Below are 18,389 nucleotides of genomic sequence, written 5' to 3' on the forward strand. Positions count from 1 at the left end.
GCAACCCTCAGAACCGCATGCAGTTCCGTGTGACAGTTGCAGCACCTGACCCTGCGCTGGCGTCCAGCGTGAAGGACATGATTGCAGCACAAGTAATGGCCATGCCCTGATGCAGTATGATGCCTTTGTGGCTGGGGCGGATTGTGGCTGTAGCACGCATCGTGCTGGCAGCCCCGTTGCGGCTGTGCTATTTTGGCGGGCTTTCAGGAGGGCAATGTGCCGAGTACCAGGGACGCTCCATGTAATTGTGCACATGCGCTGACATGCATGATGATGCGCGGCTGCCGCAGCAATGGCAATACTTCAGCTGGATTTTTGTTGCAATGTCTTGTGCTTGTAACGCTGCCCTGAGGGATTCTGCAGCAGCTGCTGATGTTGCAGGGAGGTTTAGTAGTCGAGGAGAAGTAGAGTAGACACATCACGCGCAAAGGCGGTCAGCACCGCTGCGGCAGGTGTGCCAGCCTGGCACATGGATTGAACTGCAGTGCCTGATGCCTGACCTACCAGCAAGGTATTGTAAGCTGTTGGCAAAGTGTTCGGGGCAACGATTACATGGTCCATACTACGCTGGTCGAGGCATCAAGCTTACTGCCCGGGCCATGTGCAGACAGAACATCAGTAACCGAATGACTACCACATCGCATGCTCGCTGCACGCAGCTACCAAGTGATCTCTGTAACACTTGCTTGCAAAGGACAGAATTGGACCGTTGATCAACACAAAGCACGCACTATGGGCGAAGACGGAGTGGCTGCTGCTGTGCAGGGGCTCTCCCTTGAGGGGGGTGCCTCTTTTCAAGAGATCGTTAACGCCAAGAAACCATACTACAGCAAGCGCGTTGAACTGTTTGAGCAGTACAGGGCCCGGGATGTGGCAGCTGTAGAGGCAGCCAAAGCAGCAAACGTGCCAATCACCGTGGTGCTGCCGGACGGAGCAAAGAAGTCAGGCATTAAAGGTGTGACCACCCCGCTGGATGTGGCCAACGACATCTCAAAAAGCCTGGCAAAGAAAGTGGTAGTGGCCAAGGTGGATGGCGAAGTGTGGGACCTGTTCAGGCCCCTGGAGGGCGACTGTTCGCTCTCCCTGCACAACTTTGATGATCCAGAGGGCAAGGAGGTGCGCCCTGCAGCAGCTGGTAGCAGCATGGGCTGTACCTGGGCAGCTAGGGCTTGTGCACAGCAGTAGCGCAGCGGTGGCTGCGGCAGTTGCAGCGTTCTGCTGTGCATGTCCTGCAGGAGTGGCTGCAGTGTTTGTGCATGCAGCTTGTGAAAATAGAGCTCTACTTGTTGGAAGCCCGTCCAGGTGGTCAGTTAAGTGGGGACTGGCTGGCAGCCTGTGGCACTGCACTGGCAGAAGCAAATGCAAGCATACAAGTGCCATGAGTGTGCTGCGCAGAGATTGATGGCATCTCTTGTGCATCACAATTGACATGTCTCAACCATCTTGGTACAGCTCTGCTTGGCATGCAAAGCACAGGTTGCAATACCTTAGCACTTCTTCTGGACACCACTGTACTCCCCCCATTTTTCTCTTCGTCAGTGTGCAATGGCTCTTCACCTGTTGCCTCAATGTGTGAACATGTTGCTTTGTCTGCTGCTGCCGCAGACCTTCTGGCACTCGTCAGCGCACGTGTTGGGCCAAGTGCTTGAGCTGGAGTTTGGTGTGGATCTCACCATTGGCCCTTCTCTGGAGGAGGGCTTCTACTACGACTGCTTCATGGGAGACAAGGTGCGGCTGGCATTGCTGCTGTGGCAATTGCCTGAATGCAGCAGCAGTAGCAACAGCAGCAGTAGGGCCAGCTGTGCTGGAGAGCTTCCACCAGGATTGCTTTCATGGAAGACAAGGTGTGGCTGCTGATCGTCTGCTTGAGCAACCACAGCAGCGGCGGCAGGGCCCTGCGCAGCAGCAGGAACGACAGCGCTTGCAGCATACAGGTAGCGGCAGCGGCAGTTGCAGCAGCGGCAGTTGCAGCAGCCTCAACAGCAGCAGCAGTGCCCTAAGGCTTGAGCATCACTAAAATTAGCAAGGTCTGGATTAACGGAACGGTAAAAATTAGCATTGAATAAATTCATCATACGTGTATAAACTCGTAGTGTTATGTCTGTAGCGAGTTTTCAGCTGATCCTGACAAATAGTTGTGTAAAATCAACTACACTCTAAATACACGTTGATCATAAACACTTAAATATTGAATTGACTTCAGTATTTATACATAAGTGTCGTTATTCAGTAGTAACGATACTCGTTCTACTTTACAGAATATTTTTTGCAATAATAATACTTTTACCTTTACTTTCACCTTTAAAACTGTAAAGCAATTTGAGGCGCCTTTCTTTGAGCTATCATTGTATTGATTGTGTCCTTTGCGTCTACGTGGCTTTTGAACAAAATCTTGGCCACGTAGACCTAAGTCTTCCCAAAGGATAGACACAAAGTACACAGAGCGAAAATGAACCATTAAGTTCAACTACTAAGTTCACTCAGTCAACGAAACCACCTTTATGGTGTGTGTGTACCCGAAAAGTAAAAACCGTGGCTTTTGGGAGGGGTCCACGGCTTTTGGGGTAATGTGAGAAGCATAACTGTGTTTTATAGTAAGCTCATTCATCACAAGCTTGATGTTGGTAACAGTTTTTGAAACGGAGACTCAAAAGTACCTGATCAATGTATTACGTTCTTCTACTTTATACTAAGGCTCCACCACAACTCGACCCACTTCCAGCAGTACATCCGTAGCAATAAGAGAGAGTTTGCACTTCGTTTATTAAATCCAAGTTGTCTGCTGCCAGTAACTTGGCAACTGTCAACGCTTCTCCATCACAGGTAATAGCAGGTAAATTCATCATTTGGTTAAAGTCGCAATCGTAAACGTTACCTTGATAATCTATAGATATCTCGTCGCGACACATCAAATTTCCTACTGTCTCCGAGTTAAAATGTGATTCCAAAAATTCTAAGTAGGGTTTGTATAACTTTGTACGCTCTAAATGGAATTTTGTTCTGCCGACTGGTAAGTTGGTGATTGTGAACAGGTTATTGAAGGAAATATTAAAATTGTTTTTCAAAAAATGTTTATAGTCGTTTTCGAGATTTTTCTGATTCGGCGCCAGAGAAAATTTATCGCTGGTGGGGAGCAGTGGATTGTATACTAAATCTAAAATTAATTGAGGCGCCGTACCGTAACCGAGTCGGTTTAACCATTGGAGTGCCTGTATAGAAGCGTCGAAAACACCTTTTCCCCTCATGTTATCAACATTATCTGCTATGTAGCAAGGTAAGGAAGCGACGACTCGCACCTGATGAGTAGCAAAGTATTCAGGAAGATAGTCAAAACCTGGTTCAAAATAAATCGTCAAATTCGAGCGAACTATCACTTGTTTTTCGTGTTTTCTCGCTGCTGAGACAAGTTGATTAAAACCATAATTCATTTCCGGTGCCCCACCTGTCAAGTCAACAATTTTGATTTGTGGGAATTTTCCAATTAATTGAATTAATTCTAGACAAATTTCTGGTGATAACTCCTCAGTTCGCTTCGGTCCTGCTTCAACATGACAATGGGAACAAGCCAAATTACAGCGTTTGCCCAAATTGATTTGTAATACAGTAATTTTTTGCTTGGAAAGAGGTGACCCCAATTTCTCTTTGAAAGGTGTGATGCTCGAAGTAATCATCATAAATTAAATCTAATAGACATTTAGTAGGCACAGAAATTTGCTATAATTCCCGACGTGCGTTCCTTTCATGTCGGGAATTTTGTTTATTCTAACAACATCCACCCCCTACATAATGCCAAGTCGAATCAGTAATTATTAAATATGAAGTTGATTTTGATAATTTTTTCGCTGTTTTATCGCATACAGCAAGCGGAATGCCAGCTTGAAGTATGTGACCGTTGTTATCGTCGAAATATTCTTCTCTTCCACCATATATTGCAGTTTTACCGGTGAATACACATGCTCCGTCTTCGGGAATAGGAACTTTAAAAGATACCGAATCAAGACTTTCTAATAGAAGATGCTCAGACAAGTTATAATTATGTGCATCTAACAAACGATATGGGCGCCTAGCACGAATTTCGATTTGCCCAAAACCAGCGTCAATAACATGCTGAATATATTCATCATAAGTCAAGGCGCCTGATAAACACATCGCGCGTAACCGTTCATCGCGCTGTAAATGTTCTGGTATCGGAGTTGTAGCAATGGGGTCGCTCATTTGTAGGCGCCCACCTGGTTTAAGAACTCGATACGCTTCACTCAGCGCGCGAGTTAAGTCTTGTTTTTCAAATATATTAAATAAACAATTTTGTGCGACTACATCTACCGAGGCATCCGCAACAGGTAAATTGAAAGCATCACCCTCTAGTATTTCTACAAAGCTTGTATCAAACCAAGCATTCTCTTTTTTTGCAGTTTCCAGATTGATTTTAGCAGCGGAACGCATTGCGGCTACTGGTTCAACTGCAATAACTCCACCTGGACGAGGAGAAAAGTAAGCAAACTGTAAAGCTTCGAGTCCACCACCAACACCCACATATAAAACAGTTGGCTGGTTACTAAGTTCTGTTGGGTGTACGGTAGTTCCACAACCGTAGTTCATTTCCTTCATCTTGTGCGGAATTTTTAAACCCGGTAGCTGTAGAGGTGTACTTTGAACACAACAAAGTCCTACCTGCGGAGTTTCGGCAACATCACTGTAAAATTGCGCTGCTGTTTCTAAGTAAGTCATCTGGATTTTGGATTATGCCGTTATTTTGCCTGATTTTTAACCATTTTACTTTTAAATTAATGTAATAATCCATGCCAATAGTCGTAGAGACGTTACATATAACGTCTCTACACATGTAACGTCTCTGTATCTATTGCGTTAAAAATGAAATGAATATTACTCGCGTAACACGTAACCTACACCACGTACTGTATGTATTAAGCGTTTTTCATGTTCTGCTTCGAGCTTAATACGCAAGTAGCGGATATAGACTTCGATAATATTGGAGTCACCCATAAAAGTGTATCCCCAAACCGCTTCCAAAATTCTATCCCGTGAAATTACTTGTCGCGGATGCGAAATTAGATACTCAAGCAAATCGAATTCTTTTGTTGTTAAATCTATATTTCTATCGCTACGCTTCACTTGTCGTGTCTTTTTGTGAAGGCTTAGGTCTTCAAATTGTAGCAAATCAGCGTCTACTTGTTGCGTCCTCCGCACATGCGCGCGGACTCGTGCTAATAAATCATCCGCACTAAAAGGTTTAACGACATAATCATCTGCACCTGCATCCAACCCAGCTACCCTGTCGCTAACTTCGTCTTTTGCCGTTAATAATATAACTGGCACTTGATCACCAGTCGTTCGTAAACGTCGGCAAACTTCTAACCCTGATAACCCAGGCAACATCCAATCTACTATCACTAAGTCCGGTTGTGACTCCCGTGCTACACTCAAACCTGTTACTCCGTCATGCTCGACTGTAACTTTATACCCTTCATACCCAAGCTCCATCTCCACAAATCGCGCGAGCTTAACTTCGTCTTCTACTACTAAAATATGGGCTGTCATTGATTTTTTCACTCTCGACTTTTTAAACTAACAGAACAGATTTATCAGAACATTAAGCAACATTTTTTACCAAGATTTTTTTGATTGCAATTTCATTTTGGTGTGTTATTATTTACATACTACTGTCAACATTAATATTTCAGATTATACAAGCATAAACTAAAACCAATTGATAAGATTTGTTGCAATGTTAAATTAAATTACTCATTTATGCTTGTAACTTGTCATCAAAACTTGATAAGATTCTCAACTTCTTTGACAGAAGCCGAGAATCTTTGGGAATACGGATATAAAAAGTAGATAAAGATTATACATATACGCCACAATATACATATATGGCAAGAACTAGGGAAAAGATATAATTAAAGCGATTAAAATACTATTGGCGCGCGCTGCGGTATATTCTTGGAGGTAAAATCAATTTGTAGAGAGGCAGAAATCAAATCCAAATCAAATTAAAGGAACTAACAATAAGCGGTTACGTCTTCGCCACAAACATCAGCAAGATAGCATAATGCTTTGAAGCGTAAATAAACGACTTGCTCATAGAAAGGATTTAATTTGCACATTGGAGGAATATGAAAAAGTTTCTTGCCAAATACTACAACATCGCGTTCAAAGGGACATTGAGAAGGAATAAGCTTACATAGGAAGTGTGCAAACTGTGAATTTTTTACCTCGATAGATTCGAGTCGTTGACGTACAGCAGACAATAAATCTTTTTGTGGTTGGAGTTGAGTTAAGGATGTCATAATAGTTTTCCTGATAATTTAGAGTTTACTTTAGTAGTCGGGGTGTGAATCCCTTCTAATATTTATATAGGTCTGTGTTTTTCAACTTATGCATTTTGTTCCTTGTTTTAGGAACATCTTTAACTACAGTTACCAGCAGTCACGTTCCGGATAATTTTGCCTTAATTAAATAAATCCCTTCAGATAGGCGTCTCGCCTGTCCCTATCTATTGGTTCATGTCAATAGTTTTGGGGTGTAGAAAAAACGAACCGCAAAGTACGCAAAGCGCGCAAAGGAAGAATAAAGAACACAAAACAACCAAAACTATTGACATGAACCACTATATATGGCTGTCCGTTTTAGTCTGTTCCTGTATTGGAACGCACTTACATTCTTCACCTCAGTATTTTTATACTATATAACGATGCAATTGAATAGATTGTTGACTATATATAAATTCAACGATTATACAACGCCGTAAGATTTATTTCAGCAAATGTCTTTCCTATTAGCGGAGGTATTACAGCATTTTTAATAACTTGGCGTCAAGACCAAAAAGTAAATAAAATATTTCCGCTTTTTGGTGATGCCAATACATTTAATTAAATTCATACATTGTAGAGGCGCAATTAATCGCGTCTCTACATTAGATCTGGTCTTTACTTAAGGTTTGCAGGGATTTGTTTTGGTATAGTCCAGTAGTAAACGGTTCGACCATTAACGTTAAGAGTCTTCTCTGGTTTCCAGTCACCCATATCAAAAGCATGGGAAACTATACGAGTACCGGGTTTGAGTTGTTGAAAAAGCTGTGATCGCAGTTTGACGTTGAGTTCAGGTAACAAATAGAGTGTTACTACTGTAGCTTTACTAAAGTCACTCTTGAATAAGTCTTGCTGAAGGAATGTCACTTTATCAGTAACACCTGCTTTTTTAGCGTTTTCGTTTGCTTCTTTGACACGGTCTGGGTCAATATCAATTCCAGTTCCTCTTGTCCCAAATCTTTTTGCAGCAGTAATAGGAATTCTACCGTCACCACTGCCAAGGTCAAAAAGAATATCGTCTTTTCTAACTTTGGCAACTTCCAACATTTTGTCTACTACTTCCGTTGGTGTTGGTACATAGACAACATCTGGTGTACGTTCGCGCGGTTGTGTTTGTGTGGTTTGTTGTACTTGTACTGTTTGTGATGAAGTTGTTGGCGCCTCAGCAACGTCTTTCGAGTTAACTTGTTGTGTGCAACTTGCTAAAAATAAGCTGCTGACACTCAAGAAGAAGAGGGAAATTTTAAGCGATAACATAACGTAAGATGTAACTCCGATAAAATTGGATTATTTTTTATTGCCTAAAAGCAGTATGGGAACTCCAGTTAATAGAACAATAACGCCGACAGCACCACGATACCCTGTATAGTTAATACTCGAATACAGCAAGTATGCACAGGTTGCACAAAATAGTAAGGGGACAATAGGATAGAAGGGTACTTTGAAAGGACGATCAATTTCTGGTTCACGACGACGCAATACAAATAAGGCTATACCAGACAATAGGAAGAAGAACCAGAATACTGGGGCTGTATATTCTACCATTGCTTGAAACCCGTTACGAGTTATGGCGCCTAGTATTATTAGTGCAAAGGTTATGATACCTTGAACCAACAGAGCATTTGCGGGTGTACTCTTAGTACTCCAACGACCGAGAAAGGCAAATTTTTTGAAGTCTTTTCCAAGTGCATAATTACTACGGGCGCCAGTAAAAATGGTGGCGTTAGCTGCTCCTAAAGCAGAAATTGCGATGAGAAAGCTAAGAAACTTTGCTCCACCTTCACCCAACGCACGACGCATTAATTCTGCTGCAGGCGCCTTGGACTTTGCCATCTCAACCATACCCAAACCGTGTAGATATGCGAGGTTAATTAATAGATAAATAACCGTGATGACAGCGATACTTCCTAATAATACCTTTACCATGTTCCGACGGGCGCCGCGTACCTCCGCAGAAAGATATGCAGCTTCATTCCATCCACCGTAGGTAAGCAATACAAATACCATTGCTAATCCAAAAGTGGTGGTTTGATTTGTAGTAGGCGCCCCACTAACAGGTTCAGCAGTAGCAATGAAAATACCAGCACCAATAACTAGTAATAGTCCTAATACCTTGGCAGCAGTAAGAAGATTCTGCGTCCATCTACCTGTATTAATACCGACAATATTTAAAAACGTCAGCAGTAAAACAGTCAAAACAGCGTAGATAGCTGAAGAAAATTCTCCCAACGGTAAAAGTTGTGAAACATAATCTCCAAACACAAATCCCAACAGAGCAATTGAACCAGGTTGGACAACTGCCATACGTGCCCAAGCAAATAGAAACGCCAGCTTGTTACCAAATGCACGCTGTATATAATAATAAGTTCCACCCGCGTGTGGAAATGCAGTTGCTAACTCGGCATAACATAAGGCGCCGACTAATGACATTATCCCACCCAGGAACCAAGCAGTTAGCGCAACTTGTGCATTCGCTGCGTTTTTTGCCACCACAGCAGGTGTCTCGAAAATGCCTACACCAACAACCATTCCCACTATCAAAGCACCTGCATCGACAGTACTAAGCGTTGGCTTTGGAGTAGATGTTGCTGACTGAGGCAGTGTAGTTTTTGATGTCATAACAGTAGTTTGGTGATTTGCCGTTTGAATCAATTGAAAAGCATAAACATTAGTTTTGATAACGTTTTAATCATGACTTTGTATCATTCGCATACGTTGTAATACGGTTGATATGTGTATACTAAAGAAAAGACTTGTACGTTTGTACATCATTAATCATTCAAAAGTTAAATAAATCTGCCGTGAAAGTTTTATGAAAATATTTTAATAAATTATTTATAATCAAACTGCATTTCTAGCCTCTAAATAAATACGACTTTTGGGAGATGCTATTTTTCCCAAAATACTAAATTTTATTTGTTAGAGAATAAAGATTAATTGCTATAGAGTGTGTCAGAATGATGGCAGCAGTAAACACGCTTGTAAAGACTATGCAGCTAAACTCTGAAAATCATGATAGATTAACGTGTGAAGTTGAATCGACGATAAAAGTTATAGGAGGCCGCTGGAAGGTTTTGATTATTCGTGAGTTGATGGCAGATGTTAGACGTTTTGGAGAATTACAGCGCGCGTTGCTTGGAGTCACTCAAAAAATGCTCACTCAACAACTGCGCGAACTCGAAGACGATGGAATTGTTAAACGCCAGGTATATCCGCAAATTCCACCAAAAGTAGAGTATTCCCTAACACCTTTAGGAGAAACCCTTAAACCCCTACTCTATGCAATGCATGAATGGGGTGTTCAGTATTTACAACATTCAGGCAGTAAATAAAAACTGATAAATAATAATTAAGCTTCCAATCCTTCTAAATACTCAACTGCTGCATCTAACTTAGACGAATATCCTTGGGCAAAACTATCAAACCAAAGTCCTTCGGGTGAAAGTGGTTCTAACTGTTCCAACCATAAAGCAGCTTGTTGCTTCAAAGCTTCGCGCTTTTTGGACTTTAACTCCTCAATACGAACTCGTTCAGCTTCTAATTCTTGTTGCTGTAATAACGACTGCGCTAAATCTTTCTCCTCAAAATCTGCTTTTACATCCGCAAGCAGTTTATCAACACCAAAAGCAGATTTATCTAGTGATGATACTGTGTGTTTAAACGGAACTTGGTTTGAATGTATTGGTTTTGCTTCTGCATATTCTTGCTTGATATCAGCAAGCAGCTTATCTATCTCATCCATAAGTTTGTGGGTACTATATTCTCTATAAGATTTTTAGTTTATCTACAAATATAAGACCTTGGCAACGGATGATAAGCGGATGCAACGGATGGTTGATTGCATTTTGTAGGTTGGGTGAAGGCGCCACTCTCGTACACACACATAAATTTGTTAACTGTCAATCTACGTAAGTACTGTTACATCCGTCGATATATTTTCATATATCTTTACATTTATTGCTAGTTTTAAAATTAATGTTAAGTTAGACTGATGCAATGTATAAGGAATATCAATGTAATTATTTTAACTTCGCTCTATGTAGTTAAGATAATTACTGAATTTATTGTTCTGGAGACAAAATCGTTGGTTGATATTTGTTTCCTAGTTTCGCATGAGTATGTAAATGATGAGAACTAATTTATTTGAAATTTATGTTCATCAAACCTAGGCAATGGCTACTTTTCGTGTTTGTGCAGATAAGCGCAGTTGGGTTTATTGCTTTTGCTTGTTTATGTATCTAGTGGTTAAGGATAAATAGATATGAGCTATATGCAAGTGATTTTAGAGTTCATCACGTATAAATTTCCGTTTTGGGGAACATGTAATTTCAACTTTGACCCAGAGACGAAAACAATGTTTATTCAATGCTTTGCTCCTAATGTCAGAGCAAAAATATTGGCAGATTCTCAAAAAATATCAGCTTTAGATATTAACGTAAAACAATTTGTAATTACACTTCCTAAACATTCAGACGTTGTAATATCACATATTCCTAGAATTTATCATTTATAAGAAAGAAAAATTACAAAAGTAGGGTTGACTGTAGAATGCTTTGTGCAGTTGTGAGGCGGGCAGGGATGCTCGCTCCACAAGAAATTACCACAGGAGAATTTAAATTAAGGTTTGTGTTTCTTTGTTTTGTAAACCTTCGCTCGAGTTTACAATTCTGTCCTTTACCACAAAAAGCGACTCATCACTATTCCAAATTGTTATTCTTTTTGATTGAGACACATCTGTCTTTGGTGGGGTTAATTAGGAAATGATGTTTTGATAAGTTTGCTACATAAGGGCATAAATGACTAATCGGAGGCAATCATGACTTATACTCAAAGTCCCAACCAAGAAATTAATCAAGTTACACAAGCTATTAGCGGCTTGGATGTAGATGACCAATTAGCAGTATTTTGGTTTATATACAAAGAAATGGGCAGTTCTGTAACTCCTGCTGCTCCAGGCGCCAGTACAGCTTCAAGTGCAATTGCGGAAGGTCTGTTTAACCAAGTTAAGGAATTGTCTCACGAAGAACAGTTACAACTTCAAAGAGACTTGATTAACAAGGCAGATACTCAACTAAGTCGTGAGTATGGTTCACTTGGCGATACCACAAAGTTGCTTTTCTGGTATCTACTTGCTCAAGGTATGGATAACGGTACTATTATTTCAGTTCCCGCAGATTACAAGCTTTCTGGTTCTGCACAACAAGTGTTCGACCAAGTTAAGGGAAAAGAGTTTGAACAGCAAATGACCATTTTCCGTGACTACGTAGCACCAATGGGCGCCGAAGCTAAACCAGGTGCTGAAATTTAAAATCGACACCCTTAAGGATGTCGCACGAGCAAAGCCCGCCGGCAGCGGGCTTGTTTGTTGTATAATTCCAAACTTTGGCATTGCCTAGCTTCTATCTCAAGAGGTATAATGACACTTCTATCTTTTAACAGTGAAATTGGCGAGTCAAATTTTTTAATCTAGTAATAACTGTGACGGCAAACATCTGGTGTATGTGAGCCAAAAGGAAAGCCGTAGAGAAAAAAATCAAAATTTAATTTGTGAATTGGAGACTGTTATGACTTTTACAGAAGATGTAAAAAATGTAGAAACTGTAGTACTAAAATACAGAGCATTAGATGCAGACGATAAATTAACTGTTTTAGCTCAGTTATACGGAGAAGTGTCTGCAGAAATTGCTCCAACTGTTTCACAAAATCATGTAGTTGACGAAGATGCTACTAATTTAGTTAAGCAAGTTCAGAATTTATCCTCTGAGCAACAGGTAGATTTTTTGCGTCAGTTAGTTGCTGGAAAACAAAGCGATGGAGAAACTGGGTTAGATACAAATCCAAGTAAAGCGCTCGGTGAACTATTTACTGGCAATGAAGAAACTTCTATTTCTACCAAGCAGTATGATGGATTAAGTGCTGACTCTAGATTGTTTTTTTGGTTTCAGTTAGGACAAAACCTAGGCAAATCTATTGTTGGTATCCCTGCTGACCATATGCCAAATGAACGAGTTTCTGAAATCTTGGAATTAGTTGGAACTCCTAGCGTTGAAGATTTGGTGTCTATTTTAAAGAAAGCACTTTAATTCTAAACAACCAGGTTATTTAAATAACCTGGTTTACAAAAAAAATTTACTATAATTTAAACACATCATGGTTAGAGGAGAAGTGGCGCCTCGTCAAAATACTATTTATTGAAAAAATTGGGTAAATAGTTTACTAACAGGTTTATTAATAGGTACATTAATATTCCCGATTTTTTTATTCAAGAAGTCGGGAATTTTACATTTGTCTTCCTAAACTTTCCGCGCGTCTCTATAAAAATTTAATTACAGTTATGCTAGCAGACATGATATAAATGTTAATCAAAAATATAGGTTATGTCAAAAGCTATGATAAAAAGCCCATTACGTTATTCAGGAGGTAAATCAAAAGCCATTGACCAAATAGGGAATGAATAACTACAAACAAAACGGCACCATCGCCATTTTGGGCAATAGTTTCGTATTGCAAGTTTCAATCTCCTTACGGAGAAGTAGTTGTGAGAAACGTATTTCCAAATTGAATACACAGGCTTTAAACGTTATGGTTTCAATCTCCTTACGGAGAAGTAGTTGTGAGAAACAAACAGTTCATGCGTGATAAGGCATGGCTTATAAAGAGTTTCAATCTCCTTACGGAGAAGTAGTTGTGAGAAACTATAATAATCAGTATTAACCCAGTGAGGAGCGGAGTGTTTCAATCTCCTTACGGAGAAGTAGTTGTGAGAAACTTAAGGTGGTACGTTTTACTCTTGACACTTCTAAAGGTTTCAATCTCCTTACGGAGAAGTAGTTGTGAGAAACAGAGCATTGAGTGAAACTTTCATAACAAGTTTTAAGTTTCAATCTCCTTACGGAGAAGTAGTTGTGAGAAACTTACCTCTTTTTGTTGAGGAGTAGTCGGCTTGCGAGTTTCAATCTCCTTACGGAGAAGTAGTTGTGAGAAACTTAAATTCCAAGGCGACGTAGCTAAATAATCGACAGTTTCAATCTCCTTACGGAGAAGTAGTTGTGAGAAACGAAGATTTAAAAAGCGCAAGAACATCTGAATTAGTTTCAATCTCCTTACGGAGAAGTAGTTGTGAGAAACCGTACATACAAACTATAACAAGTCTTAATAGTTTGCGGTTTCAATCTCCTTACGGAGAAGTAGTTGTGAGAAACTGCAGCTAAAGCTAGCCCTTCAAGTATAGGTGTGTTTCAATCTCCTTACGGAGAAGTAGTTGTGAGAAACGTAACAATGGTTTGATAAATCGCTTGCGTCAAGGCAAGTTTCAATCTCCTTACGGAGAAGTAGTTGTGAGAAACCCCGGCGCCTGTAACCATTACAGAAAGGGGTTTCTAGAGTGGATTTTGGCAGGTCTAAAAAAAGGTGCCATTTCAGGCGCACGTATTGAAACAGTTTCTCAATTATTAGAAACATTCAACTGCTGTAAGTATTATGTTGTCTAGGTTCTGAGCGTTTTGGCGGAACCCCCTAGGTTTTAGCTCCCGCTTTGGTCTGCCAAAATATAGGTTGTCTAATAGTATATAGTTTACTATTTTACCAGCCATTGCGGCGCCTGTATGAACTTAACAATTTTTTTGTGGATGTGTTGGGTTCCGCAAAGCCTCCACCCAACCTACAATTTTATGGTGTTTTGGGGGGTGTAGTTGGGTAGTACTTGGTTTAATTTGTTGTCGTCTAAGTTTAAATGTTTTTCTAGTATGTAGGCTATTACTTCTCTGAAGTCGGTTGTGATTGCTAGGTCTCTTTCCTGGTATAGTTGGTTGTTGTCTAACCCTGGAAATTGACCGTATACTTTACCTCCGTTAATTTTTCCTCCTAGTATCCACATGACGTTTCCGTGACCGTGGTCTGTCCCTGAGTTGCCGTTTTCTCGCACTGTTCTCCCAAATTCTGACATGACTAGTATTGTTGTGTCTTGATATACTGTGCCTAAGTTATTAACTAGGGTTTGTAATCCTTTGCCTAATGATTCTAAATTTCTGGCTAGTTGCCCTTTACTGTTACCCTGATTTACATGCGTGTCCCAACCACCTACTGCCATAAATCCGATTTCTATTCTAGGGTCTTTTGCCATTAGTTGCCCTAGTCTTTTTGCATCTATGGAAAAACCATTTGGTAAAGGTGCCCCATTATTAGCCATTTGCATTTCTGCATCTAAGTCTTTCATCAATGCTTGACGTGCTTCTATTCCTTCTTTGTAGGTTTGGCTTAATTTATCTTTAGCGTTATATAGTTGGTTAAATGCAGCTGTTATTTGTGGTTTATCTATTAATAAATTATTGACGGCGCCTCTACCTGAAGCAATGTTCGCAACTGGCGCTTTACCAGATAATATTCTTGGTGTTACTGCTCCCACACTTACAGCTTGAATTGGAGAACGTTCGCTTTCAACGGTAAGTAAACGGTTCATCCAACCATCAACAGTACGCTTAACACCTGGTGTACCGCTTTCCATATAATCTTGAGCGTCAAAATGCGACCGAGTTGCATCCTGGGAACCGCACGCATGAACAAACGCTAAAGTTTTTTGTTGCCACATTGATGTTAATGGCGCCAAAGCTGGATGTAGTCCAAAACGTCCGTCTAGGTCAAACACTCCCCCCTCTTTCCCAGGTTGAGGTATCGCTATTTTTGGTCTAGCTTCATAGTAAGCTTGTTCTGTGTATGGAACGACGACACTTAACCCATCAACTGCTCCTCGTAAGAAAATCACAATTAACCGCTTTGGGTTAGTTTTAGGATTCGCGGTTCTTGCTATTAAAGCATGACTTCCAATTGCTGTTAAAATAGTTGTGGAAAATATTCCTGTTTGAATGAGAAAGTTACGTCTATTCATATATATGTTTGGAGTGATTTAGTTTTATATTGATTTAGCGTCGCATGAATTCTGGACTTCCTAAAATTAAGGCGCCTTGAAGCTGTGGTGGGTTTGAGTTAATTACACTCAGAGTTTTGGGAGAAATATAGCCTATAGTATTTATTAGCTGTGAAGCTTCTACAGGTTGAGTAGTTAGTGATGATAGTTTTAGGCGCCCACTACTAAGGGATGTTGCAAAGCTGAGACGACGTGTCATTGCATCTGGGTTCAACCAAGCTTGTTCTGTGTTTTGATAACCATTTGGTGTTGGACAACCAAATATTGGCATACCTAACTGTTGTAATGTATTTACAAGTGGTTGTGTATTGCTAATTTCTATTCCTGTTGCCCGCGCGGCAGAAATAACGTATTGATATGGAGTTTTGAATTTAGCATTGTAGTTCTGAGCATTCCAAAATTCTGGACTTTGAAATAAAGTGGCTAATACCTCACGAATATTTCCGTCTGTCGCTAAATAACGCTGTTGTAATCTTTTAACTAAACTGGTGGATGGGTTATCATTCACAAAGTACTGCGCTAATTCATAACTGATATGACGCGCGGTTGCTGGATGTTTTGATAAAATATCTAAAGCTTCTTCAACTTCTGCTTGTCCACTACCTTTGATTGTATGTCCTAAAAAAACTTTATCACTAAAATCATGTCGTTTGGCATCAAAGTAAAATCCTGAATTATCACCTTGTTGTTGATTACGACTTAAACCCCACCCTGTTAAAATTTTAGCCAAAGCTATTACATCTTGCTGTGTATAACCACCATCTACACCCAAAGTATGTAATTCCATCAACTCCCGCGCGTAATTTTCATTTAACCTTGTATATCTGCCACGGGCGCCTGGACTATTAGGCGCCCCCTGAACCGTTACATTTTGCCAGTTATCGAGATAATATAACATTGCTGGATGACGTGCGGTAGCTTCCAACAAATCACGAAACTTACCTAAACTATAGGGTCTAATTGCATCACGCTCGTAAGTTCCAACCCAAAGTTTTGTTTTTCCTTTATTAGCATATACATTAAAGTGATTGTACCAAAAGTCCACCATCACCGCTTGCAATTGTCTATTACTCTCAATAGCCCGTAATAACTGCGCTTGCCTTGCCTCCGAAACTACCTGCTGCATTCGTTTTTGACGTGCTTTTTTTTCCTCCTCTGTAAGTTCCCCGTTATTAGGGGTTTTATTGTATTCTGTTGCTAATTCTTGCGAACTTAAAGATAATGTTTCTAACTGCGAAAGTTGGTTGTTTAGAGTTTGCGACTCAGGTATTGTATCTGGAGACAATTGTTGTTGAATATATTTTTCAATACCCATTGATTCTACTTTCTGTATGTCTCCGGGACTGGCGCCAAAACTTAAACGGTTAAGCAGATGTATGATTTTTGGGTTAACAGGTACAGCAGCAGCACTAGGAAGAATTTCGACAAGGATAATTAATATTGATATCAGCCAGTATTTAGTTTTGATTTTCATGGTTTTTTAGTGCTTTTAGAAGAATTTCGATACATATGGTCAGCAAATTTCTGCCGTTGCTCCGAATTGAGTAATTCTCTTATCGCAAGAGTATTTTCAAACTGGATATCAGCAAGCTGTTGTCTTTGACTTTTGAGTTGATTATATTTCTCTCGCACCGTTTTAGATGGCGCCGAACTTGCCATCAAAGCTTGCATTTCTTGCTTTGTTTTTTCCGCAGCTTGTTTTTGCAGCTTAATTTTGTCTTTTGACTGCTGACGAATTTGTTTTATTTGCTGCATTTGCTGTTGCGTTAACCCTAACTGCTGTAACCATCCCTGACGCGGACGAGTCGGTGTAGGTTGAGCGGTTACTTGAGATACAAGCAAATTTGATTTTGCGACAGTAACCGCACTGGCACCTGCAAATGTCATAATTACAGCTGTGATTAAAACACCCTTTCTCAACATAAATTTTACCATTATTTAATCAGTTACTTGTAAAACATCATCTTCGGGATGATTACTAAAACTTCCATGCCAATTGTTTTCCATAAACGCTTCTAAGTTACTTAGTTCAGCCGCGCTTGGTTGTAACATGATATTGCGATAACTAACTACTGCCGCAACTAACCCTGCTGCTACCGCTGATGATACAAACCAAATTCGTAAATGTTTAGAAGAGTGGCGCCGAGGTAAAATGTTTTCCTTATGTAGAGACGCAATTAATTGCGTCTCTACCTGTTGTAAGATTTTGTTTTCTAAGTCAGGAGAACTAGGAGGAACAAGAGGACGATTTTGACGAATAAAATTAATTAGTTCCAAGTCGTTATCATTATCATTCATAGTTGTACTCCTTGCTGTTGAAGAAATTTACGCATTGCAGTGCGCGCGTGAAACAAACGTGACTTTACCGTTCCTACAGGAATTTCTAAAATCTCCGCCACTTCTTTTTGCGGTACTTCCTCCAAGTCATGCAGTACAATAATTGTGCGATGCTCGAAACTCAAACTTGCTAATCCTCGCTGCACTAAATCTTGATAATGCAAGTTCATTAAATCTGGCGCCTCTTGATGAGTAGGAGTTTTTTCGCTAATTGTTTGTAAATGTTTACGTCTAGTAGTTACTGCCTGTCTTTGGTCAGAAGCGACATTCCACGCGATACGATATAACCAAGTAGAAAATGAAGCTGTTTGACGAAACTTCGCTAAACCTTTAAATGCACGTAAAAATACTTCTTGCACTAAATCATCTAATGATGATGGTTCACATAACTGATATAGTATTGACCTAACTTTCGGACTATGGCGCCGATATAGTATACCGAAGCTTTGGCTATCCCCTTTTTGGCACTGTTGCACCAAGTTAATATCTGTCTCATCATACAACCCTTCATCTATATTGTTACTTACCACAACTACCACGCGACCAAAGCCTCCTCTACCCCGTTTCGTTGCTTTCAATTATTTAGACTGGGAGAGGCGCCAAGAAGGTTCAAACAAATTCTGAATTTATTCTTTTTACCACAGAGACACAAAGAAATTTTATATTGTACCATAGAGTTGAATGTCACTGACTCAAGCATTTTGAGGTGCCAACGCGCATTGGGTAGGGTGCTTTCAAGCTATTACTATCAAGCTATTACTATCAAGCAATGTAACGCCAAATACAGTGCTTTCACG

The 18,389-nt window shown here is 40.2% G+C and carries 16 protein-coding genes and 1 CRISPR repeat array; of the genes, 4 read left to right on the forward strand and 12 right to left on the reverse strand.

Annotated features, from left to right (window positions below; translation table 11 throughout):
• Positions 1-732 precede the first annotated feature (732 nt).
• The gene (locus AC2JBO_RS31860; protein ID WP_496957641.1) at positions 733-1,185 is read left to right on the forward strand and encodes a TGS domain-containing protein; all 453 of its coding nucleotides are present in this window, start codon (positions 733-735) and stop codon (positions 1,183-1,185) included.
• A 1,499-nt stretch (positions 1,186-2,684) separates the two neighbouring features.
• Here AC2JBO_RS31860 and arsS read toward each other — a convergent pair.
• The 6 genes from arsS to AC2JBO_RS31890 form a co-directional block, all read right to left on the reverse strand.
• A complete protein-coding gene (gene arsS / locus AC2JBO_RS31865) occupies positions 2,685-3,671 on the reverse strand; it encodes an arsenosugar biosynthesis radical SAM (seleno)protein ArsS (protein WP_496957655.1) in 987 nt (328 codons plus the stop codon).
• A gap of 91 nt (positions 3,672-3,762) precedes the next feature.
• On the reverse strand, positions 3,763-4,728 hold the full coding sequence (arsM, locus tag AC2JBO_RS31870) for an arsenosugar biosynthesis arsenite methyltransferase ArsM (protein WP_496957642.1): 966 nt from the start codon (positions 4,726-4,728) through the stop codon (positions 3,763-3,765).
• A gap of 156 nt (positions 4,729-4,884) precedes the next feature.
• Complete coding sequence (locus AC2JBO_RS31875) at positions 4,885-5,559, reverse strand: response regulator transcription factor (RefSeq protein WP_496957643.1); 675 nt, start codon at positions 5,557-5,559, stop codon at positions 4,885-4,887.
• Positions 5,560-6,023: 464 nt separating this feature from the next.
• On the reverse strand, positions 6,024-6,311 hold the full coding sequence (locus AC2JBO_RS31880) for a Mo-dependent nitrogenase C-terminal domain-containing protein (RefSeq protein WP_496957644.1): 288 nt from the start codon (positions 6,309-6,311) through the stop codon (positions 6,024-6,026).
• A gap of 639 nt (positions 6,312-6,950) precedes the next feature.
• Positions 6,951-7,589, reverse strand: a complete 639-nt coding sequence (locus AC2JBO_RS31885; protein ID WP_496957645.1) for an SAM-dependent methyltransferase — start codon at positions 7,587-7,589, stop codon at positions 6,951-6,953.
• 30 nt (positions 7,590-7,619) lie between these two features.
• A complete protein-coding gene (locus AC2JBO_RS31890) occupies positions 7,620-8,951 on the reverse strand; it encodes an APC family permease (protein WP_496957646.1) in 1,332 nt (443 codons plus the stop codon).
• A gap of 371 nt (positions 8,952-9,322) precedes the next feature.
• Here AC2JBO_RS31890 and AC2JBO_RS31895 point away from each other — a divergent pair, with 371 nt between their 5' ends.
• The gene (locus AC2JBO_RS31895) at positions 9,323-9,664 is read left to right on the forward strand and encodes a winged helix-turn-helix transcriptional regulator (protein ID WP_496957656.1); all 342 of its coding nucleotides are present in this window, start codon (positions 9,323-9,325) and stop codon (positions 9,662-9,664) included.
• 17 nt (positions 9,665-9,681) lie between these two features.
• On the opposite strand, the gene AC2JBO_RS31900 is transcribed toward AC2JBO_RS31895, so the two are convergent.
• Positions 9,682-10,074, reverse strand: a complete 393-nt coding sequence (locus tag AC2JBO_RS31900) for a salt stress protein, Slr1339 family (protein WP_496957647.1) — start codon at positions 10,072-10,074, stop codon at positions 9,682-9,684.
• A 1,074-nt stretch (positions 10,075-11,148) separates the two neighbouring features.
• Between AC2JBO_RS31900 and AC2JBO_RS31905 the strand changes: the two genes are divergently transcribed.
• Together AC2JBO_RS31905 and AC2JBO_RS31910 are read left to right on the forward strand one after the other, a co-directional pair.
• The gene (locus AC2JBO_RS31905) at positions 11,149-11,640 is read left to right on the forward strand and encodes an orange carotenoid protein N-terminal domain-containing protein (RefSeq protein ID WP_496957648.1); all 492 of its coding nucleotides are present in this window, start codon (positions 11,149-11,151) and stop codon (positions 11,638-11,640) included.
• Positions 11,641-11,896: 256 nt separating this feature from the next.
• Positions 11,897-12,415, forward strand: a complete 519-nt coding sequence (locus AC2JBO_RS31910; RefSeq protein WP_496957649.1) for an orange carotenoid protein N-terminal domain-containing protein — start codon at positions 11,897-11,899, stop codon at positions 12,413-12,415.
• Positions 12,416-12,842: 427 nt separating this feature from the next.
• Positions 12,843-13,678: direct repeats of the CRISPR family, unit length 37 nt; unit sequence GTTTCAATCTCCTTACGGAGAAGTAGTTGTGAGAAAC.
• Positions 13,679-13,992: 314 nt separating this feature from the next.
• On the opposite strand, the gene AC2JBO_RS31915 is transcribed toward AC2JBO_RS31910, so the two are convergent.
• From AC2JBO_RS31915 to AC2JBO_RS31935, 5 genes are read right to left on the reverse strand one after another with little or no spacing between them, the layout of a single operon-like run.
• Positions 13,993-15,216 (reverse strand): DUF1501 domain-containing protein, encoded by a 1,224-nt coding sequence (locus tag AC2JBO_RS31915; RefSeq protein ID WP_496957650.1) that lies wholly within the window; start codon positions 15,214-15,216, stop codon positions 13,993-13,995.
• 34 nt (positions 15,217-15,250) lie between these two features.
• The gene (locus tag AC2JBO_RS31920) at positions 15,251-16,729 is read right to left on the reverse strand and encodes a DUF1800 domain-containing protein (protein WP_496957651.1); all 1,479 of its coding nucleotides are present in this window, start codon (positions 16,727-16,729) and stop codon (positions 15,251-15,253) included.
• Positions 16,726-17,178 carry a Spy/CpxP family protein refolding chaperone gene (locus tag AC2JBO_RS31925; RefSeq protein WP_496957652.1) on the reverse strand — a complete coding sequence of 151 codons (453 nt, stop codon included), beginning with the start codon at positions 17,176-17,178 and terminating at the stop codon, positions 16,726-16,728. Before AC2JBO_RS31925 ends, AC2JBO_RS31920 begins: the two co-directional genes overlap by 4 nt.
• Positions 17,179-17,193: 15 nt before the next feature.
• A complete protein-coding gene (locus AC2JBO_RS31930) occupies positions 17,194-17,553 on the reverse strand; it encodes a hypothetical protein (RefSeq protein WP_496957653.1) in 360 nt (119 codons plus the stop codon).
• Positions 17,550-18,170: a sigma-70 family RNA polymerase sigma factor gene (locus AC2JBO_RS31935; RefSeq protein ID WP_496957654.1), complete on the reverse strand. Its 621-nt coding sequence runs from the start codon at positions 18,168-18,170 to the stop codon at positions 17,550-17,552. The genes AC2JBO_RS31930 and AC2JBO_RS31935 overlap by 4 nt, the downstream gene beginning before the upstream one ends.
• Positions 18,171-18,389 lie beyond the last annotated feature (219 nt).

The sequence above is a fragment of the Calothrix sp. CBUCES-K 9914 genome (genome assembly GCF_059640475.1).

What these genes read in the sequence shown, in the direction of transcription:
- AC2JBO_RS31860 (WP_496957641.1), top strand. Translation starts at nt 733, where the DNA reads ATGGGCGAAGACGGAGTGGCTGCTGCTGTGCAGGGGCTCTCCCTTGAG.
- arsS (WP_496957655.1), bottom strand. Translation starts at nt 3,671, where the DNA reads ATGATTACTTCGAGCATCACACCTTTCAAAGAGAAATTGGGGTCACCT.
- arsM (WP_496957642.1), bottom strand. Translation starts at nt 4,728, where the DNA reads ATGACTTACTTAGAAACAGCAGCGCAATTTTACAGTGATGTTGCCGAA.
- AC2JBO_RS31875 (WP_496957643.1), bottom strand. Translation starts at nt 5,559, where the DNA reads ATGACAGCCCATATTTTAGTAGTAGAAGACGAAGTTAAGCTCGCGCGA.
- AC2JBO_RS31880 (WP_496957644.1), bottom strand. Translation starts at nt 6,311, where the DNA reads ATGACATCCTTAACTCAACTCCAACCACAAAAAGATTTATTGTCTGCT.
- AC2JBO_RS31885 (WP_496957645.1), bottom strand. Translation starts at nt 7,589, where the DNA reads ATGTTATCGCTTAAAATTTCCCTCTTCTTCTTGAGTGTCAGCAGCTTA.
- AC2JBO_RS31890 (WP_496957646.1), bottom strand. Translation starts at nt 8,951, where the DNA reads ATGACATCAAAAACTACACTGCCTCAGTCAGCAACATCTACTCCAAAG.
- AC2JBO_RS31895 (WP_496957656.1), top strand. Translation starts at nt 9,323, where the DNA reads ATGCAGCTAAACTCTGAAAATCATGATAGATTAACGTGTGAAGTTGAA.
- AC2JBO_RS31900 (WP_496957647.1), bottom strand. Translation starts at nt 10,074, where the DNA reads ATGGATGAGATAGATAAGCTGCTTGCTGATATCAAGCAAGAATATGCA.
- AC2JBO_RS31905 (WP_496957648.1), top strand. Translation starts at nt 11,149, where the DNA reads ATGACTTATACTCAAAGTCCCAACCAAGAAATTAATCAAGTTACACAA.
- AC2JBO_RS31910 (WP_496957649.1), top strand. Translation starts at nt 11,897, where the DNA reads ATGACTTTTACAGAAGATGTAAAAAATGTAGAAACTGTAGTACTAAAA.
- AC2JBO_RS31915 (WP_496957650.1), bottom strand. Translation starts at nt 15,216, where the DNA reads ATGAATAGACGTAACTTTCTCATTCAAACAGGAATATTTTCCACAACT.
- AC2JBO_RS31920 (WP_496957651.1), bottom strand. Translation starts at nt 16,729, where the DNA reads ATGAAAATCAAAACTAAATACTGGCTGATATCAATATTAATTATCCTT.
- AC2JBO_RS31925 (WP_496957652.1), bottom strand. Translation starts at nt 17,178, where the DNA reads ATGTTGAGAAAGGGTGTTTTAATCACAGCTGTAATTATGACATTTGCA.
- AC2JBO_RS31930 (WP_496957653.1), bottom strand. Translation starts at nt 17,553, where the DNA reads ATGAATGATAATGATAACGACTTGGAACTAATTAATTTTATTCGTCAA.